This window comes from Serratia rhizosphaerae (genome assembly GCF_009817885.1).
Classification (GTDB): Bacteria; Pseudomonadota; Gammaproteobacteria; order Enterobacterales; family Enterobacteriaceae; genus Serratia_B; species Serratia_B rhizosphaerae.
In genome coordinates, this window is sequence record NZ_CP041764.1 from 2,663,115 (window position 1) to 2,681,835 (window position 18,721).

At 58.4% G+C, this 18,721-nt stretch carries 13 protein-coding genes; 8 read left to right on the forward strand and 5 right to left on the reverse strand.

Annotation, left to right across the window (positions count from 1 at the left end):
* The first annotated feature begins 49 nt into the window (after window positions 1-49).
* Window positions 50-1,309: a UDP-N-acetylglucosamine 1-carboxyvinyltransferase gene (gene murA / locus FO014_RS12465; RefSeq protein ID WP_160029746.1), complete on the forward strand. Its 1,260-nt coding sequence runs from the start codon at window positions 50-52 to the stop codon at window positions 1,307-1,309.
* Between the two features lie 51 nt (window positions 1,310-1,360).
* Here the strand turns inward: murA and degS are convergent, their stop codons facing one another.
* From degS to zapG, 3 genes are all read right to left on the reverse strand, one after another.
* The gene (gene degS / locus FO014_RS12470) at window positions 1,361-2,419 is read right to left on the reverse strand and encodes an outer membrane-stress sensor serine endopeptidase DegS (RefSeq protein WP_160029747.1); all 1,059 of its coding nucleotides are present in this window, start codon (window positions 2,417-2,419) and stop codon (window positions 1,361-1,363) included.
* Between the two features lie 89 nt (window positions 2,420-2,508).
* Complete coding sequence (gene degQ, locus FO014_RS12475; RefSeq protein WP_105232746.1) at window positions 2,509-3,876, reverse strand: serine endoprotease DegQ; 1,368 nt, start codon at window positions 3,874-3,876, stop codon at window positions 2,509-2,511.
* A gap of 190 nt (window positions 3,877-4,066) precedes the next feature.
* Window positions 4,067-4,465, reverse strand: a complete 399-nt coding sequence (zapG, locus tag FO014_RS12480) for a Z-ring associated protein ZapG (RefSeq protein ID WP_015961991.1) — start codon at window positions 4,463-4,465, stop codon at window positions 4,067-4,069.
* A 265-nt stretch (window positions 4,466-4,730) separates the two neighbouring features.
* Here zapG and zapE point away from each other — a divergent pair, with 265 nt between their 5' ends.
* The 5 genes from zapE to sspB all read left to right on the forward strand — a co-directional run bounded on the left by zapE (window position 4,731) and on the right by sspB (window position 8,490).
* Window positions 4,731-5,861, forward strand: coding sequence for a cell division protein ZapE (zapE, locus tag FO014_RS12485; protein ID WP_160029748.1), 1,131 nt, complete (start codon window positions 4,731-4,733; stop codon window positions 5,859-5,861).
* A gap of 267 nt (window positions 5,862-6,128) precedes the next feature.
* Window positions 6,129-6,557, forward strand: a complete 429-nt coding sequence (gene rplM, locus FO014_RS12490) for a 50S ribosomal protein L13 (protein WP_015961989.1) — start codon at window positions 6,129-6,131, stop codon at window positions 6,555-6,557.
* Between the two features lie 15 nt (window positions 6,558-6,572).
* A complete protein-coding gene (gene rpsI / locus FO014_RS12495) occupies window positions 6,573-6,965 on the forward strand; it encodes a 30S ribosomal protein S9 (protein WP_004937080.1) in 393 nt (130 codons plus the stop codon).
* 386 nt (window positions 6,966-7,351) lie between these two features.
* Window positions 7,352-7,993, forward strand: coding sequence for a stringent starvation protein SspA (gene sspA / locus FO014_RS12500; RefSeq protein WP_160029749.1), 642 nt, complete (start codon window positions 7,352-7,354; stop codon window positions 7,991-7,993).
* A 2-nt stretch (window positions 7,994-7,995) separates the two neighbouring features.
* The gene (sspB, locus tag FO014_RS12505) at window positions 7,996-8,490 is read left to right on the forward strand and encodes a ClpXP protease specificity-enhancing factor (protein ID WP_160029750.1); all 495 of its coding nucleotides are present in this window, start codon (window positions 7,996-7,998) and stop codon (window positions 8,488-8,490) included.
* A 176-nt stretch (window positions 8,491-8,666) separates the two neighbouring features.
* On the opposite strand, the gene FO014_RS12510 is transcribed toward sspB, so the two are convergent.
* Together FO014_RS12510 and gltB are read right to left on the reverse strand one after the other, a co-directional pair.
* Window positions 8,667-10,085, reverse strand: coding sequence for a glutamate synthase small subunit (locus FO014_RS12510; protein ID WP_160029751.1), 1,419 nt, complete (start codon window positions 10,083-10,085; stop codon window positions 8,667-8,669).
* Between the two features lie 13 nt (window positions 10,086-10,098).
* Window positions 10,099-14,559 carry a glutamate synthase large subunit gene (gene gltB / locus FO014_RS12515; RefSeq protein ID WP_160029752.1) on the reverse strand — a complete coding sequence of 1,487 codons (4,461 nt, stop codon included), beginning with the start codon at window positions 14,557-14,559 and terminating at the stop codon, window positions 10,099-10,101.
* Between the two features lie 718 nt (window positions 14,560-15,277).
* Between gltB and mnmL the strand changes: the two genes are divergently transcribed.
* Both mnmL and arcB read left to right on the forward strand, forming a co-directional pair.
* Window positions 15,278-16,204 (forward strand): tRNA modification radical SAM protein MnmL/YtqA, encoded by a 927-nt coding sequence (gene mnmL, locus FO014_RS12520; protein WP_160029753.1) that lies wholly within the window; start codon window positions 15,278-15,280, stop codon window positions 16,202-16,204.
* Window positions 16,205-16,303: 99 nt separating this feature from the next.
* On the forward strand, window positions 16,304-18,643 hold the full coding sequence (arcB, locus tag FO014_RS12525) for an aerobic respiration two-component sensor histidine kinase ArcB (RefSeq protein ID WP_160029754.1): 2,340 nt from the start codon (window positions 16,304-16,306) through the stop codon (window positions 18,641-18,643).
* Window positions 18,644-18,721 lie beyond the last annotated feature (78 nt).

Sequence of the window (18,721 nt, forward strand, 5' to 3'; positions counted from 1 at the left end):
GCGGCGTGGGTTGGCGGGTATTGTGGACGAGACAACAGAGAGTCATTAGATGGATAAATTTCGAGTGCAGGGCCGTACCCGCCTGAGCGGGGAAGTGGCTATTTCCGGGGCGAAAAACGCCGCCCTGCCGATTCTGTTTGCCGCGTTGTTGGCAGAAGAGCCGGTCGAGTTACAGAATGTTCCCAAACTGAAAGACATCGATACCACCATCAAGCTGCTGAGCCAGCTGGGTGCGAAAGTTGAACGTAACGGTTCGGTGTTTATGGACGCCAGCGGCGTGAACGAACTCTGCGCGCCTTACGATCTGGTGAAAACCATGCGCGCTTCCATCTGGGCGCTGGGTCCGCTGGTCGCCCGTTTCGGCTACGGCCAGGTTTCTCTGCCGGGCGGCTGCGCCATCGGCGCGCGTCCGGTCGATCTGCATATCACCGGTCTGGAACAGCTGGGCGCCGAGATCAAACTGGAAGAAGGCTATGTGAAAGCGTCCGTCGATGGCCGTCTGAAGGGCGCGCATATCGTGATGGACAAGGTGAGCGTTGGCGCAACCGTCACCATCATGAGCGCCGCGACGCTGGCAACGGGCACCACCGTGATTGAAAATGCCGCGCGCGAGCCGGAAATTGTCGATACCGCCGAATTCCTGAATACGCTGGGTGCAAAAATCAGCGGCGCCGGCAGCGACAAGATCACCATTGAAGGCGTTGAGCGTCTGGGCGGCGGCGTGTACCGCGTTCTGCCTGACCGTATTGAAACCGGCACCTTCCTGGTGGCGGCGGCGATCTCCGGCGGTAAAGTTGTATGCCGCGATACCCGTCCTGACACATTGGATGCGGTGCTGGCCAAGCTGCGTGAAGCCGGTGCGGATATTGAAGTCGGTGAAGACTGGATCAGCCTGGATATGCACGGTCAGCGGCCGAAGGCCATTACCATTCGCACCGCGCCGCATCCGGGCTTCCCGACCGATATGCAGGCGCAGTTCAGCCTGCTGAACCTGGTGGCTGAAGGCACCGGCGTTATCACCGAAACCATCTTCGAAAACCGCTTCATGCACGTACCGGAGCTGATCCGCATGGGCGCACACGCGGAAATCGAAAGCAACACGGTGATCTGCCACGGCGTTGAGCAACTGTCCGGCGCGCAGGTGATGGCGACCGATCTGCGCGCTTCCGCCAGCCTGGTGCTGGCCGGCTGTATTGCCGACGGCGTGACCATCGTTGACCGTATTTATCATATCGATCGCGGCTATGAGCGTATCGAAGATAAACTGCGCGCGCTGGGCGCGAATATCGAGCGCGTGAAAGGCGAGTAATCGACGCGCCGTCTGGCAGTAAAAAGCCCGGCTTAGCCGGGCTTTTTCGTATCAGTTGTTATCTTCCGGGAACTCACCCACCGTCATTTGCAGCGTGATGCGTTTGCCGTCGCGCAGTACTATCACCGGAATTGTGGTGCCAGGGCGGATTTCCGCGACCTGATCCATGGTTTCCAGTACGGAGATAGCCGGCTTGTTATTGACGTTAATGATAATGTCGTTGATATGGAAATTGGCGTTGGCCGCCGGGCCGTTCGGCGTAATTTCGGTCACGATAATCCCCTGCAGGCGATCGATGCCGCTGTTGGAGGTGCGCAGCGGGATAATCTCTTTGCCCTGGATGCCGAAGTAGCCGCGAATAACGCGACCATCACGAATCAGCTTCTCCATAATCTTGCTGGCCAGCTCGGTAGGAATGGCAAAGCCCAGGCCCTCCGGGGTTTCGCCGTTGGTGACTTTGTCATAAGTCAGCGTATTGATCCCCATCAGCTCGCCCAGTGAGTTCACCAGCGCGCCGCCGGAGTTGCCGCGGTTGATTGAGGCATCGGTCTGCAGGAAGGTCTGGCGGCCGGTGGTGCTCAGGCTGATGCGTCCGGTGGCGCTGATAATCCCCTGCGTGACGGTCTGACCAAGGTTATAGGGGTTGCCGATCGCCAGCACCACGTCGCCGATATGCGCCATACGTTTGGTATTGATGGGAATAACCGGCAGATTGCCCGGATCGATCTTGAGCACCGCCAGATCGGTCAGGCTGTCGGAGCCGACCAGCAGCGCTTCGTAGCGGCGGCCGTCCTGCAGCACCACGGTGATCTGCTGCGCATCCTTGATCACGTGACGGTTGGTCAGGATATAGCCGTGGTCATTCATGATGACGCCGGAACCGAGCGACAGCACGTTGGGAGCGCCGCTCATGTTGCGGTTGTAAATATTAACTACTGCGGGCGCGGCGCGGCGCACCGCCTTGTTATAACCGGCCGGGGTTTCGTCGGCGGTACTCTCCATTTTCTCTGCAAACAGTTGATTGGAATAACGCAGCACGGGAAGCGCTGCCAATAGCAGGCCGGCAACGATTAAACCAATAACAGTGGAACGCAAGAGCTTAGCAAACATGGAGTTTTAACAGATAAAATAAAGGATGAACGGAGAATAACACGAGTTAACCGGGTGCAGTATGCTACCGCACCCGGTTTTTGTACAAATTAACGCATTAACAGGTAAATGGTTTCGCCGCCACGGACGATATTCAGCGCCATCACTGGCGGTTTCGCCGCCAGGACTTTGCGCAGCGTGGTGATGCTTTCAACGCGCTGACGGTTGATGCCGATAATCACATCGCCTTTCTGCAAGCCCATCTGCGCCGCCGGCGTACCTTTGCCGACGTTGTCGATCTTCACGCCTTTCTCGCCGCCCGGCAGCGCGCCGTTGCTCAGTGAAGCGCCCTGCAAGGCCGGAGACAGGGTTTCCGCGCTGGTAGAAGCGGTTTCGCTGTTATCCAGCGTGACGGAGACCTCTTGCTGCTTACCGTCGCGCAACAGGCCGATCTTGATGGTTTTGCCCGGCGCGGTGGTGCCGACCTTGGCGCGCAGTTCAGCGAAGCTGCCGATTGGCTTGCCGTCGACGGAAACCAGAATATCGCCTGCTTTGATTCCGGCCTTGGCCGCAGCGGATTTTGGCAGCACTTCGCTGACAAAGGCGCCGCGCTGCGCGTCGGTATTAAAGGCTTTGGCGATATCGGCGGTCATCTCGCTGCCCTTGATGCCCAGCAGGCCGCGTTTCACTTCGCCGAACTCGATCAGCTGCTGGCTCAGGTTCTGCGCCATATTGCTGGGGATGGCGAAGCCGATGCCGATATTGCCGCCGCCCGGCGCCAGAATGGCGGTGTTGATGCCGATCAGTTCGCCATTGAGGTTCACCAGCGCGCCGCCGGAGTTGCCGCGGTTAATTGAGGCGTCGGTCTGGATAAAGTTCTCCAGGCCTTCCAGGTTGAGGCCGCTGCGTCCCAGCGCGGAGATAATGCCGGAGGTGGCGGTTTGTCCCAGGCCAAACGGGTTGCCGACGGCGACGGCGAAGTCGCCGACGCGCAGTTTATCGGAATCGGCCATTTTCACCGCGGTCAGGTTCTTGGCGGTGATCTGCAGCAGCGCGATGTCGGTCTGTTCGTCGCGGCCAAGCAGTTTGGCGTCGAACTCGCGGCCGTCATTCAGCTGCACTTTGATTTTGTCAGCGTTGGCGATAACGTGGTTGTTGGTAAGGATATAGCCTTTGGCCGCGTCGATAATCACGCCTGAGCCCAGACCTTCGAACGGACGAGAACTTTGCTTCTGTGTAGGGAAATTAGGGCCGAAGAAATATTTGAACTCTTCCGGCAAACGCTGGCGCTGCACCTGGGTGCCTTCAATATGCACGCTGACCACGGCGGGTAAGACTTTTTCCAGCATCGGCGCCAGGCTTGGCAGCTGCTGCCCCTGAACGGCGAGTGGCAAGGCCGCGTTGGCCACCGGTACGGAGGTAAGCGTCAGGCCAATGCTCATTGCTAATGCACTAAGAATTAACGACTTTTTTTTCATTGATTATAACTCTCTCATTACCTGCCGGTGAAATTAATTAACCACTAAAGGTAAGGTTAAGACCGTGAGTTTGCGTCAGAAGTTCACCGCCAACATCCATTTAAGGCTTTAGGATAGCGCAGGAATTGCATCGGGGGGAGGGGGGAAATGCAAAAGCCCGCGCAAAATTTACGCGGGCTGAAAACGGCGGTCAGTCGCGGCGCGGCGCGCCACGCAGCAGACCGGAAGCGCCTTCGGAATAGTCGCGAGGCATTTCAACCGGCGCCTGATCGTTATCCGCTTCGGATTCGCTCAGACGATAACGGAACGGGTTTTCCTGCATCGGCAGGTCCGGCAGCAGGTTATTGGAGCTTTTCGCCATATGCTGATAGAGCTGGCGATAGTCGCGCGCCATGTTATCCAGCAGTTCCGCACTGCGGGCAAAATGGCCGACCAGTTCCTGACGGTACTCTTCCAGCTCGGTTTTGCTTTTATCCAGTTCGTTTTGCAAAACCTGTTGTTGACGTAGTTTACGGTTACCAAAGCGCATCGCTACCGCACCGATGACGATACCGACCACCAAACCAATCAGCGCATACTCCCAGGTCATGATGACTCCTATTGTGACTTCGTTGTTCCGCAGGGATTTTTCACTTAATAATATCCACTATAACCGTTAACCTTGTCCGAGTGGAATCCTGAAGCGCTTTTACCTTGGCTTTTCCGGGGTTTTCAGTGGGCCGCAATGCGGGTAAATGTGGCGATAACCGGAAATATGACCGGTAACGCGCGGCTAAAATGGGCTAAATAAATTCTTTATCCGCGCTGCGCGTCAGCGGGCGCGGGCGGAGCGATTGCAGGGAACATTAGGCAACATGTATTCACCATCACCGTTAACACGTTACCAGCAGGCGCTGGACGCAGGCGATTATCAGCCCGATGAGGTGCAGCGTCGGGCAGTCAGCCAGTTGGATGCCATTTATCAGCAGTTGATACAGCAAACGCCTGACGCGCCGGCAGCGGCCGGCGGTCTGCGCGGCAAGCTCAGCCGCTGGCTGGGGAAGAGCGGCCGTCCGATGGCGCAGCGCCCGGTGCAGGGGCTGTATATGTGGGGCGGCGTCGGACGCGGCAAAACCTGGCTGATGGATATGTTCTTCCACAGCCTGCCGGGGGAGCGTAAACTGCGGCTGCATTTCCACCGCTTTATGCTGCGGGTGCATGAAGAGCTGGCGCAGCTGCAGGGGCAGGAAAACCCGCTGGAGATTGTCGCCGACGGCTTCAAGGCGCAGGCGGACGTCTTGTGCTTTGACGAGTTCTTTGTTTCCGACATTACCGACGCCATGCTGCTGGCGACGCTGCTGCAGGCGCTGTTCGCCCGCGGCATTACCCTGGTGGCCACCTCTAACATCCCGCCGGACGAGCTGTATCGCAACGGCCTGCAGCGCGCACGCTTCCTGCCGGCCATCGATCTGATCAACGAATATTGCGACGTGATGAACGTGGACGCCGGCATAGACTATCGCCTGCGCACCCTGACTCAGGCGCATCTCTACCTGACGCCGCTGAATGCGCAGACTCAACAGGCGCTGGACGATATCTTCAGCAAACTGGCGGGCAAGGGCGGCGATGAATCGCCGCTGCTCGAGATCAATCACCGGCCGCTGCAGGCGCTGCGCGCTGCGGACGGCGTGCTGGCGGTGGATTTTCACACGCTGTGCGAAGAGGCGCGCAGTCAGCTGGATTACATCGCGCTGTCGCGCCTGTACCATAGCGTTATCCTGCATAACGTGCGGGTGATGGGGCCGCTGAAGGAGAGCACCGCGCGTCGTTTCCTGGCGCTGGTGGATGAGTTTTACGAGCGTCACGTCAAACTGGTGATCGCCGCCGAGGCGCCGATGTTCGACATTTACCAGGGCGAGCGGCTGAAGTTTGAGTACCAGCGCTGCCTGTCGCGTCTGCAGGAGATGCAGAGCGAAGAATATCTGAAGCTGCCGCACCTGCCGTGATATCATCCGGGTCTCCACGTATCGGGGGCCCGCCTGATGCCGCTAAAATGCATTTTTCCTGTAAAAACTGTTCGATCTTTGCGGGTGACTTCTCTATAATCTTGCGACCCCACGTTACAACAAAGTTTTTTTCCCAAAAACTTTATAGTGCCGGCAATGGCTATTCGAAGGGGTAGGTTTGCTGGACTTGATGGTCGTGTGAGCCTCAACTGTTTTCGAGCGTTTGGGTGTTCACCAACGTGTAACTAATTATTGGGTAAGCTTTTAATGAAAACTTTTACAGCTAAACCAGAGACCGTAAAACGCGACTGGTACGTTGTTGATGCGAACGGTAAAACTTTGGGCCGTCTCGCTACTGAACTGGCTCGTCGTCTGCGCGGCAAGCATAAAGCGGAATACACCCCGCACGTTGATACCGGTGATTACATCATCGTTCTGAACGCTGACAAAGTTGCTGTAACCGGCAACAAGCGTAACGACAAGATGTACTACCACCACACCGGCCACATCGGTGGTATCAAAGAAGCGACCTTTGAAGAGATGATTGCCCGCCGTCCTGAGCGTGTGATTGAAATCGCGGTTAAAGGCATGCTGCCAAAGGGTCCGTTGGGTCGTGCAATGTTCCGTAAACTGAAAGTTTACGCGGGCACCGAGCACAATCACGCGGCACAGCAACCGCAAGTTCTGGACATTTAATCGGGATTAATGGCAATGGCTGAAAATCAATACTACGGCACTGGTCGCCGCAAAAGCTCCGCCGCTCGCGTCTTTATCAAGCCGGGCAACGGTAACATCGTTATCAACCAGCGCAGCCTGGAACAGTACTTCGGTCGCGAAACTGCCCGCATGGTAGTTCGCCAGCCGCTGGAACTGGTCGACATGGTTGGCAAACTGGATCTGTACATCACTGTTAAAGGTGGCGGCATTTCCGGTCAAGCTGGCGCTATCCGCCACGGTATCACCCGTGCGCTGATGGAATACGACGAGACTCTGCGTTCTGAACTGCGTAAAGCTGGCTTCGTCACTCGTGACGCTCGTCAGGTTGAACGTAAGAAAGTCGGCCTGCGTAAAGCACGTCGTCGTCCGCAGTTCTCCAAGCGTTAATTTTTTCTGCTGCGGCGGAACAAATTATGCGAAAAACCCGGTGCTTCACCGGGTTTTTTTATGCCTGAAACGCCCTCCCTCCGGTGAAAAATCTGCGCGCTGCCAGACAAATAGTGATGAAATCGCCGCCCGCTCCCCACAAAACGGGCAAAATCTGGTAAACTATCATCCACTTTTGCGCCTGTTCGCCGAGCAGTTGCCGCCAGTTACCTCCGAGGCCGCTTTCCAGACCCAAGGTTACCTGCGTGCTGCTGGCCTGCGGTCAAGATCATTCAGGATAGCGGCCTGATATTCCCAGACGTTTTCACTTTGCCGGGGGCAAGGTGCAAGCTACGGGGCTAAGTTGGCTATTCGCAGTATTTTCTAGATAAAACTTGGAGGTTTTCATGGCTGTCGCTGCCAACAAACGTTCGGTAATGACGCTGTTTTCTGGCCCGACCGACATTTTTAGCCATCAAGTACGTATCGTACTGGCGGAGAAAGGTGTCAGCGTCGAGATTGAGCAGGTTGAACCGGATAACCTGCCACAGGATCTGATCGACCTCAATCCTTACCAAACGGTGCCGACGCTGGTCGATCGCGAGCTGACGCTGTATGAGTCCCGCATTATCATGGAATACCTGGACGAGCGTTTCCCGCATCCGCCGCTGATGCCGGTTTATCCGGTTGCGCGCGGTGAAAGCCGTCTGATGATGCTGCGTATCGAAAAGAACTGGTATTCGCTGATGTACAAGGTCGAGCAGAGCAGCGGCCAGGAAGCCGAGTCTGCCCGCCGTCAGCTGCGTGAAGAACTGCTGGCCATTGCGCCGATCTTTGCTCAGGCGCCGTATTTCATGAGCGAAGAGTTCAGCCTGGTAGATTGCTACCTGGCGCCGTTGCTGTGGCGTCTGCCGCAGTTGGGCATCGAACTGAACGGCGCCGGCTCCAAAGAGCTGAAAGGCTATATGACCCGCGTCTTCGAACGTGATGCGTTCCTGGCCTCGCTGACCGAAGCCGAGCGCGAAATGCGCCTGCACACTCGGGGTTAACCATGGATATGTCGCAGATGACGCCGCGCCGCCCTTATCTGCTGCGGGCGTTTTATGACTGGCTGCTGGACAACCAGCTGACGCCACATCTGGTGGTCGACGTAACGCGCCCGGACGTTCAGGTGCCGATGGAGTTCGCGCGCGATGGTCAGATCGTTCTGAACATTGCGCCGCGCGCGGTCGGCAACCTGCAGCTGGGCGACAACGAAGTGAGTTTTAACGCCCGCTTCGGCGGCGTACCGCGTCAGGTACTGGTGCCGCTGGCTGCGGTACTGGCGATTTACGCCCGTGAGAACGGCGCGGGAACCATGTTCGAACCGGAAGCCGCTTACGATGAAAGCGAAGGCGCTTTCGACGAGCTGGAGACGGTGCCTTCCGAAAGCCTGATGTCGGTTATCGACGGCGACCGTCCTGACAACGGTGGCGATAACGACCCTGACGATGAGCCGCCGCAGCCGCCACGCGGCGGTCGCCCGGCGTTGCGCGTGGTTAAGTAAGCGCTACGTCTGTTGAAGATTGAAAAGGTACAGCATGCTGTACCTTTTTTTATTGGCTGAATCCGGGACAGAACACTGTGTTAATGTCCGAAGGCTTCTGCCGTAAAACGCCATAAAAAAACGGCCTCCCGTCGGGGAAGCCGTTTGACACCGTCTTTAAGCCGCGCGTGGCGAGGTTACACTTCCAGATAGTTCAGGATGCCGTCGGCGGCTTTACGCCCCTCGGCAATCGCCGTCACCACCAGATCGGAACCACGCACCGCATCGCCGCCGGCGAAGATCTTTGGATTGCTGGTCTGGAACGCGTTGTCGCTGCCTTCCGGTGCCACAATACGTCCCTGCTTGTCGAGCTGGACGTCATGCGCCGCCAGCCAGTTCATCGCATGTGGACGGAAGCCGAAGGCCATCACCACCGCATCGGCATCCAGCACGTGCTCAGAGCCTGGAACCGGCTCCGCCGCCTGACGGCCGTTAGCGTCCGGCTCGCCCAGCTGAGTACGCACCATTCTCACCCCGGCTACACGCCCGGCGGCGTTCAGCTCAATGCTGAGCGGCTGCAGGTTGAACTGGAACTCGACGCCTTCCTCCCGCGCGTTGGTCACTTCGCGCTTGGAGCCAGGCATATTCGCTTCATCGCGACGGTAGGCGCAGGTTACCTGCGTGGCGCCCTGACGGATGGAGGTGCGTACGCAGTCCATCGCGGTATCGCCGCCGCCCAGCACCACCACGCGCTTGCCTTCCATGCTGACATACGGCTCCTGTTCAGCACTTTGGTAGCCCATCAGTTGCTTGGTGTTGGCAATCAGGAACGGCAGGGCGTCGTACACGCCCGGCGCATCTTCGTTGTCCAGGCCGCCGCGCATTGACTGATAGGTGCCGACGCCGAGGAACACCGCGTCGTACTCGTCAATCAGCGTATCCAGCGTAACGTCTTTGCCGATTTCAGTATTGAGCTGGAACTCGATGCCCATCTCGCTGAAGATTTCACGGCGTTTGATCATCACCTCTTTCTCCAGCTTGAACGCCGGAATGCCGAAGGTCAGCAGGCCGCCGATCTCCGGATGGCGATCGTAGACTACGGCTTTCACGCCGTTGCGGGTCAGCACGTCGGCACAGGCCAGGCCGGCCGGGCCGGCGCCGACGATCGCCACGCGTTTGCCGGTCGGCTGGACGTGCGACATATCCGGTTTCCAGCCCATTTCGATGGCTTTATCGTTGATATAACGCTCGATATTGCCGATGGTCACCGCGCCGAACTCGTCGTTCAGCGTACAGGAGCCTTCACACAGGCGATCCTGCGGGCAGACGCGGCCGCACACTTCCGGCAGGCTATTGGTCTGGTGTGCCAGATCCGCCGCCTCCATGATGCGGCCCTCGTTCGCCAGCTTCAGCCAGTTCGGGATATAGTTGTGCACCGGGCACTTCCACTCGCAATACGGATTGCCGCAGGACAGACAGCGGTCCGCCTGCGCCTCGGCCTGCGAATCCGAAAACGGCTCGTAGATCTCCACGAAATCGATTTTACGGATCTTCAGCGGTTTCTTCGGCGGATCAACGCGCTGCAGGTCGATAAATTGATAAACATTCTGACTCATTATGACCTACCTCTTACTGCGCCTGAACCCGCAGCTCGGCTGCGGAACGACTACGGTGACCCAACAATGCCTTCACATCGCTGGACTTTGGCTTGACCAGCGCGAACTTCGGCACCCAGGCCGGCCAGTTGGCCAGGATCTCTTCCGCGCGGGAAGAGCCGGTCGCCTGTACGTGCTCGGTGATCAGGCCGCGCAGGTGTTCTTCGTGAATCGCCAGCTGATCGACCTCCAGCACCTCCACCAGTTCCGGGTTGACGCGTTTACGGAATTCGCCGTCTTCATCCAGCACATAGGCGAAGCCGCCCGTCATGCCGGCGCCGAAGTTGATGCCGGTTTTACCCAGCACGCAGACGATGCCACCGGTCATATATTCACACCCGTTGTCGCCGATGCCCTCCACCACGGTGATGGCACCGGAGTTGCGCACGGCGAAACGCTCGCCGGCACGGCCTGCTGCGAACAGCTTGCCGCCGGTGGCGCCGTACAGGCAGGTGTTGCCGACAATGCTGGCCTCGTGGCTGCGGAAGGCGGAGCCGAGCGGCGGACGCACCGCGATGCTGCCACCGGCCATGCCTTTGCCGACATAGTCGTTGGCGTCGCCGGTCAGGGTCAGCTCTACGCCGCCGGCGTTCCAGACGCCGAAGCTCTGGCCCGCGGTGCCGGAGAAGTGCGCCTTGATCGGATCGGCAGCCATGCCCTGATCGCCGTGTACGCTGGCGATGGCGCCGGACAGGCTGGCGCCGACGGAACGGTCGGTATTGCGAATATCGAAGTAGAACGCCTTGCTGTGCTTCTCTTCAATGTACGGTTGCGCCTGCGCCAGCAGCTCTTTGTTCAGCAAACCGTGGTCGAACGGCGGGTTGCTGCTTTCGGTGCAGTACAGCGCTTTGCCCGGATGCGGCGTGGCGGTCTGCAGCAGCGGCGACAGATCCAGCTTGTTCTGCTTGGCGGAAATGCCGTCCAGTTCGCTGAGGAACTCGGTGCGGCCGATCAGATCCACCAGTTGGCTCACGCCCAGCTGCGCCATAATCTCGCGGGTTTCGCGCGCGATAAAATGGAAGTAGTTGGTAACGCGTTCCGGCAGGCCGTGATAGTGATCGCGGCGCAGTTTTTCATCCTGGGTGGCAACGCCGGTCGCGCAGTTGTTCAGGTGGCAAATACGCAGGTATTTGCAGCCCAGCGCCACCATAGGCCCGGTGCCGAAGCCGAAGCTTTCCGCGCCGAGAATCGCCGCCTTGACGATATCGACGCCGGTTTTCAGGCCGCCATCCACCTGCAGGCGGATTTTATGGCGCAGGCCGTTGGCCACCAACGCCTGTTGCGTTTCCACCAGGCCTAGCTCCCACGGGCAGCCGGCGTATTTCACCGAGGTCAGCGGGCTGGCGCCGGTGCCGCCGTCGTAGCCGGCGATGGTGATCAAGTCGGCATAGGCTTTGGCGACGCCGGTGGCGATGGTGCCCACGCCCGGTTCGGAAACCAGCTTCACCGAGATCACCGCTTTCGGGTTCACCTGTTTCAAGTCAAAAATCAGCTGCGCCAAATCTTCAATGGAATAGATATCGTGATGCGGCGGCGGTGAAATCAGCGTCACCCCCGGCACCGAATAGCGCAGTTTGGCGATGTACGGCGTGACTTTATCACCCGGCAGCTGGCCGCCTTCGCCCGGCTTGGCGCCCTGGGCGACCTTAATCTGGATCACATCGGCATTCACCAGGTAGGCCGGCGTAACGCCGAAGCGCCCGGAAGCCACCTGCTTGATGCGCGATACCTTGTTGGTGCCATAACGTGCCGGGTCTTCGCCGCCTTCGCCGGAATTGGAGAAGCCGCCGAGACCGTTCATGGCCACCGCCAGCGACTCGTGCGCTTCCGGACTCAGAGCGCCGATCGACATCGCTGCGGTATCGAAGCGGGTAAACAGCGCTTCGGCCGGTTCTACCCGATCGACCGGAATCGGCTCGCCGTGCGGTTTAATCGCCAGCAGATCGCGCAGCGTGGCGACCGGGCGCTCGTTAACCAGCTTGGCGTAGCGCTGATAGTCGGCATAGTCGCCGCTGTGCACCGCCTGTTGCAGGCTGTTGACCACGTCCGGGTTGTAGGCGTGGTATTCGCCGCCGTGGACGAACTTCAGCAGGCCGCCCTGATCCAGCGGCTTGCGTTTCAGCCAGGCGCGCTTGGACAGGTTCTGCAGATCCTGTTGGAAGTCGCTGAAGCTGGCGCCGTTGATGCGACTGACCACGCCCTGGAAGCACAGATCGGACAGATCGCGGTGCAGACCGACGGCTTCGAACAGTTTGGAGCAGCGGTAAGAGGCGATGGTCGAGATGCCCATTTTGGACATGATCTTGTACAGCCCCTTGTTGATGCCGTTACGGTAGTTCAGCATCACATCGCGGTATTTCTTATCGATAGTCTGGTTGTCCACCAGTTTGGCCAGGGTTTCATAGGCCAGGTACGGATAGATGGCGGTGGCGCCGAAGCCCAGCAGCACGGCGAAGTGGTGCGGGTCGCGCGCACTGGCCGTTTCCACGATGATGTTGGCGTCGCAGCGCAGACTCTTATCCACCAGACGCGTCTGCACCGCGCCGACCGCCATCGGCGCCGGCACCGGCAGACGGTTCGGGGCGATGGCGCGGTCAGAGAGTACCAGCAGCACGGCGCCGTCGCGTACTTTCTGCTCCGCTTCGTCGCACAGTGCGTGGATTTTCTGCTCCAGATCCTGTTCGCTCGGGTCAAAAGTCAGGTCGAGCGTATCGGTGCGGTAGTATTCACCTTCCAGCGTGGTGAGCTGTTTGAAGTCGGAATACAACAAAATCGGCGACTTGAAGCTCAGGCGATGCGCCTGACCTTCCGCTTCGCTAAAGACGTTCATCTCGCGGCCGATGTTGGTGGCCAGCGACATCACGTGCGCTTCACGCAGCGGATCGATCGGCGGGTTGGTGACCTGCGCGAACTGTTGGCGGAAATAGTCGTAGATAATGCGCGGCCGGCTGGAGAGCACGGCGAACGGCGTATCGTCCCCCATGGAGCCGGTGGCTTCCTGGCCAATCTCCCCCAGAACGCGGAGCACCTGATCCAGTTCTTCGCCGCTGTAGCCGAATTGCTTCTGATAGGTTTCCAGCTGTACGTCGTCCAGTTGGCGGCTGCCCACCTGATCTTCCGGCAGGTCTTCGAACGGCACCAGACGTTTGACGTTCTTTTCCATCCAGGCTTTATACGGATGGCGGCTCTTCAGGTCGTTATCGGTTTCGGCGGAGTGCAGGATACGGCCGCTGCGGGTGTCGATGACCATCAGTTCGCCCGGGCCGACACGGCCTTTTTCCACCACTTCGTCCGGCTGATAGTCCCAGATGCCGACTTCAGAGGCGCAGGTGATCAGCTTATCCTTGGTGATGACATAGCGCGCCGGACGCAGGCCATTGCGGTCGAGGTTACAGGCAGCGTAGCGGCCGTCGGACATGACGATGCCCGCCGGGCCGTCCCACGGTTCCATATGCATGGAGTTAAAGTCGAAGAAGGCGCGCAGATCGCCGTCCATCTCCGGGTTGTTCTGCCAGGCCGGCGGCACCAGCAGGCGCATGGCGCGGATAATATCCATACCGCCCGCCAACAGCAGCTCCAGCATATTGTCCATGGAGCTGGAATCGGAGCCGGTTTCGTTAATGAACGGCGCGGCGGAGTGCAGATCCGGGATCAGCGGCGTCTGGAATTTATAGGTTCGCGCACGCGCCCACTGGCGGTTGCCGGTAATGGTGTTGATCTCGCCGTTGTGCGCCAGGTAGCGAAACGGTTGCGCCAGCGGCCAACGCGGCACGGTATTGGTGGAGAAGCGTTGGTGGAACAGACAAATGGCGGATTCCAGACGCAGGTCGGCCAGGTCGAGATAAAAACGTGGCAGATCTGCCGGCATGCACAGGCCTTTGTAGATCGTCACCAGGTTAGAGAAGCTGCAGACGTAGAAGCTGTCGTCCTGAATGCGTTTTTCAATGCGGCGGCGCGCAATGAACAGGCGGCGCTCCATATCGCGCGGACGCCAGCCAGCCGGGGCATTGACAAAGACTTGTTCGATGCGCGGCAGCGACGACAGGGCGATTTCGCCCAGCACGTCCGGGTTGGTGGGCACTTCGCGCCAGCCGACGACCGACAGCGTTTCGTTTTGCAGTTCTTCTTCAACAATGCGGCGGCTGGCGCGGGCTTCCTCGTCGTTTTGGCTGAGGAACATCATGCCGACGGCATAGTTTTTGGCTAAACGCCAGCCGCGCTCTTCCGCAACCATACGGAAAAAGCGATCGGGCTTTTGCAATAACAGGCCACAGCCGTCGCCGGTCTTGCCGTCGGCAAGGATGGCGCCACGGTGTTGCATACGGGCCAGTGCGTGGATCGCGGTACGCACTACCTTGTGGCTAGGTTCGCCTTCTATGTGGGCGATCAGGCCGAAACCACAGTTGTCCCTCTCTTGGGATTTATCGTACAACATATCAGTGAACCTCCCCAGGCTCTGCATGACTCTCACAACCTACTGCGAGGGGGCTTCCCAACATCAGGCGAACGCCGACGGTTTATCCCCTCATGAAAGCCATCATGATAGTGAATAATCCAATCTGCTTTTGCGCCCTCCGTTAATGGCCTCTCGTGACGGTTATCACAAGTGGTGACTACTTGTTTTAAGAGGGAGTCTTTAAATTACTGCATAAATATGACGAGTCGTTTGCCCGTCCAGAAAGCTTCCAGCGGACTTCCAACTTAATCCAGAAAGAATACGCAGGTCAAATATGGGCCTAAACCGCGTTTACATTCGATTGATGTGAGTTATCTGACTGAAATATTTATGTTTTTGTGGGGATTTGCCGGCATGGAGGCGCACCGTCGCCCCGGAAGAAATGTGAGCTGTCTCACTATAGTGCAAGGTTTGAATCTCTGCACCATGCTAGTGCGAGCGGTAATATCAGAGTATTATTCTGATCTATAAGAGTATTCCAATGTTTATCACTATTTTTCATCGTCTTGTCATATAGCGCTAAATAACTGCTAAGGAATTAGAAAAATTCATCGCGGGTGGGGTGATTTTATTTGCGTTTATAATGAATAGTTATGCCAAGGCGAGCCTTTAAGAAAAAGCGTTGATCTCTGTCATCGTGGGAAAAGCCGTTTCTTATTAGCATCGGCGGCTTTGAACACAGAGAACCATTCAGAATATGCAGTTGCCGCAATTAGTCAATATGTTTGGCGCCGATCTCCAGCGTCGCTACGGGGAAAAAATCCATAAACTGACGCTGCACGGCGGCTTCAGCTGCCCGAACCGCGACGGTTCGCTGGGGCGCGGCGGCTGCACGTTTTGCAACGTGGCGTCTTTTGCCGATGAGCAGATGCAGCGGCAGAGCATTGCCGAACAGCTGGCGGCGCAGGCGCATAAAACGCAGCGCGCCAGGCGTTATCTGGCGTATTTTCAAGCCTATACCAGCACCTATGGCGAAGTGGAGCGGCTGCAGGCGCTCTACGGCCAGGCGCTGGCGCAGAGCGAGATGGTGGGGCTGTGCGTCGGCACCCGGCCGGACTGCGTGCCCGCTGCGGCGCTCGATCTGCTGGCGGGTTATCGTGAGGCCGGCTATGAAGTTTGGCTGGAGCTGGGGCTGCAGAGCGCGCGCGATAAAACGCTGAAACGCATCAATCGGGGCCATGATTTCTGCTGTTATCAGCAAACCGCCAGACTGGCGCGGCAGCGGGGGTTGAAAGTGTGCTGTCACCTGATTGTCGGCCTGCCGGGGGAGACGTCGGCCGATCACCTGGACACGCTGCGGGCGGTGGTCGACAGCGGCGTGGACGGCATCAAACTGCATCCGCTGCATATCGTCAGCGGCAGTATTATGGCCCGGGCCTGGCGGGCGGGCCGGCTGACGACGCTGACGCTGGATGAGTACGCCGCCAGCGCCGGCGAACTGATCCGTCATACGCCGCGCGAGGTGGTGTTCCACCGTATCTCGGCCAGCGCGCGACGCCCGACGCTGCTGGCACCATTATGGTGCGAAAATCGCTGGAGCGGCATGCAGGCGGTCGGCGGCTATCTGCAGCAGCATGGCGGCCAGGGCTCGGCGCTGAGCCTCGCCTGCCGTTACCGCCCCTGAGCACCGTTTTGCCGCCTTTTCCACACTTCCGCCGACGTAATCTCTGTTACGGGATGATTTGCGGTATGATTTAAGCCATATGTCTGTAGGGAGCCGTTCATGAAGCAAATTCGGGTGTTGGCCCAGTACTACGTTGATTTAATGGTGAAGCTGGGGCTGGTGCGCTTTTCGCTGCTGCTGGCTTCGGCGCTGGTGGTGCTGGCGATGGTGGTACAGATGGCCGTGACCATGCTGCTGCGTGGCGAGGTCGAGAGCATCGACGTGGTGCGCTCTATCTTCTTTGGCCTGCTGATCACCCCGTGGGCGGTCTATTTCCTGTCAGTGGTGGTGGAGCAGTTGGAAGAGTCGCGTCAGCGGCTGGCGCGGCTGGTCGACAAACTGGAGGAGATGCGCCACCGCGATCTGGAACTGAACCAGCAGTTGAAGGACAACATCAGCCAGCTCAACCAGGAAATCGCCGACCGTATCAAGGCGGAAGAGGCGCGTCTGCAGGTGATGGACAAGCTGAAAGAGGAGATGGAGCAGCGCGAACTGGCGCAGATTGAGCTGGGTCAGCAGTCCGCGTTGCTGCGTTCGTTCCTCGATGCCTCGCCGGATTTGGTGTATTACCGCAATGAAGACAAAGAGTTTTCCGGCTGCAACCGGGCGATGGAGCTGTTGACCGGCAAAAGCGAAAAGCAGCTGATCGGCCTGACGCCGAATGACGTTTATGAACAGGATATTGCGGATAAAGTGATTGAAACCGACGAGAAAGTGTTCCGTCATAACGTTTCGCTGACCTATGAACAGTGGCTGGTGTATCCGGATGGCCGTAAAGCCTGTTTTGAGCTGCGCAAGGTGCCGTTTTACGATCGGGTCGGCAAGCGTCACGGCCTGATGGGCTTCGGACGCGATATTACCGAGCGTAAGCGCTATCAGGACGCGCTGGAGAACGCCAGCAGGGATAAGACCACCTTTATCTCAACCATCAGCCACGAGCTGCGTACGCCGCTTAACGGCATCGTCGGTCTCAGTCGTATCCTGCTGGATACCGAACTGAACGACGAACAGCTGAACTATCTGAAAACCATCCACGTCAGCGCGATTACCCTCGGTAATATTTTTAACGACATTATCGAGATGGACAAAATCGAGCGGCGCAAGGTGCAGTTGGACAACCAGCCGGTCGATTTCACCGGCTTCCTGGCGGACCTGGAAAACCTCTCCGGCCTGCTGGCGCAACCGAAGGGACTGCGTTTCGTGCTGGATCCGCAGGCGCCGCTGCCGCTAAAAATCCTCACCGACGGCACGCGCCTGCGGCAGATCCTGTGGAATCTGATCGGCAACGCGGTGAAGTTTACCCAGCAGGGGAACATTACGGTGCGGGTGCGGCGCGAAGGGCAGGAAAAACTGGTGTTCGACGTGGAAGACTCCGGTATGGGTATTCCGCAGGACGAGCAGGACAAGATCTTCGCCATGTATTATCAGGTCAAGGACCAGCGCGGCGGCCGGCCGGCGACCGGCACCGGCATTGGCCTGGCGGTGTCCAAACGTCTGGCGCAGAGCATGGGCGGCGACATCACCGTCAGCAGTAAGCCGGGACACGGCTCCTGCTTTACGCTGACCATCAAGGCGCCGGCGCTGGAAGAAGCGGTGGCGGAGGAGGAAAGCGAAGAGATACTGCCGCTGCCGGCGCTGCATATTTTGCTGGTGGAAGATATTGAGCTGAACGTCATCGTCGCACGTTCGGTGCTGGAGAAACTGGGCAACAGCGTAGAGGTGGCAATGAACGGCCATGATGCGCTGGCCATGTTTGATCCTGACGAGTTCGATCTGGTGTTGCTGGATATCCAGCTGCCGGATATGTCCGGACTGGATATCGCCCGTGAGCTGCGCGAACGCTACGCCGGGCAGATGCTGCCGCCGCTGATTGCGCTGACCGCCAACGTCCTGAAAGATAAAAAAGAGTACCTTGAGGCGGGCATGGACGATGTCCTGAGCAAGCCGCTCTCGGTACCGGCGTTGACCAAAATGATCCAGCACTACTGGGATCATCAACCTACTCATGCCACAAAGAAAACGGAGCACAACGCGATGCAGATTAACGAGTCGTTACTGGATACCGCCATGCTGGAGCAGTATATGGAGCTGGTGGGGCCGCAGCTGATTCATCAGAGTCTGGAGATGTTTGAGCAGATGATGCCGGGCTATCTGGCGGTGCTGGATTCCAACATGACGGCGCGCGATCAGAAGGGCATTGCCGAAGAAGGGCATAAAATCAAAGGTGCGGCTGGTTCGGTCGGCCTGCGTCATCTGCAACAGCTGGCCCAGCAGATTCAGACGCCCACGCTGCCGGCGTGGTGGGATAACGTGCAGGACTGGGTGGATGAGCTGAAGCAGGAGTGGCAGAACGACGTCGCGATGCTGCGCGCATGGGTAGAGAATGCAGAAAAAAAATGACCCCGACCTAGGCCGGGGTGCGCGAATATTGCGCCAACACCAGGGAAAACGTGAACCTGCGTATTGGTTTTAAGTTTC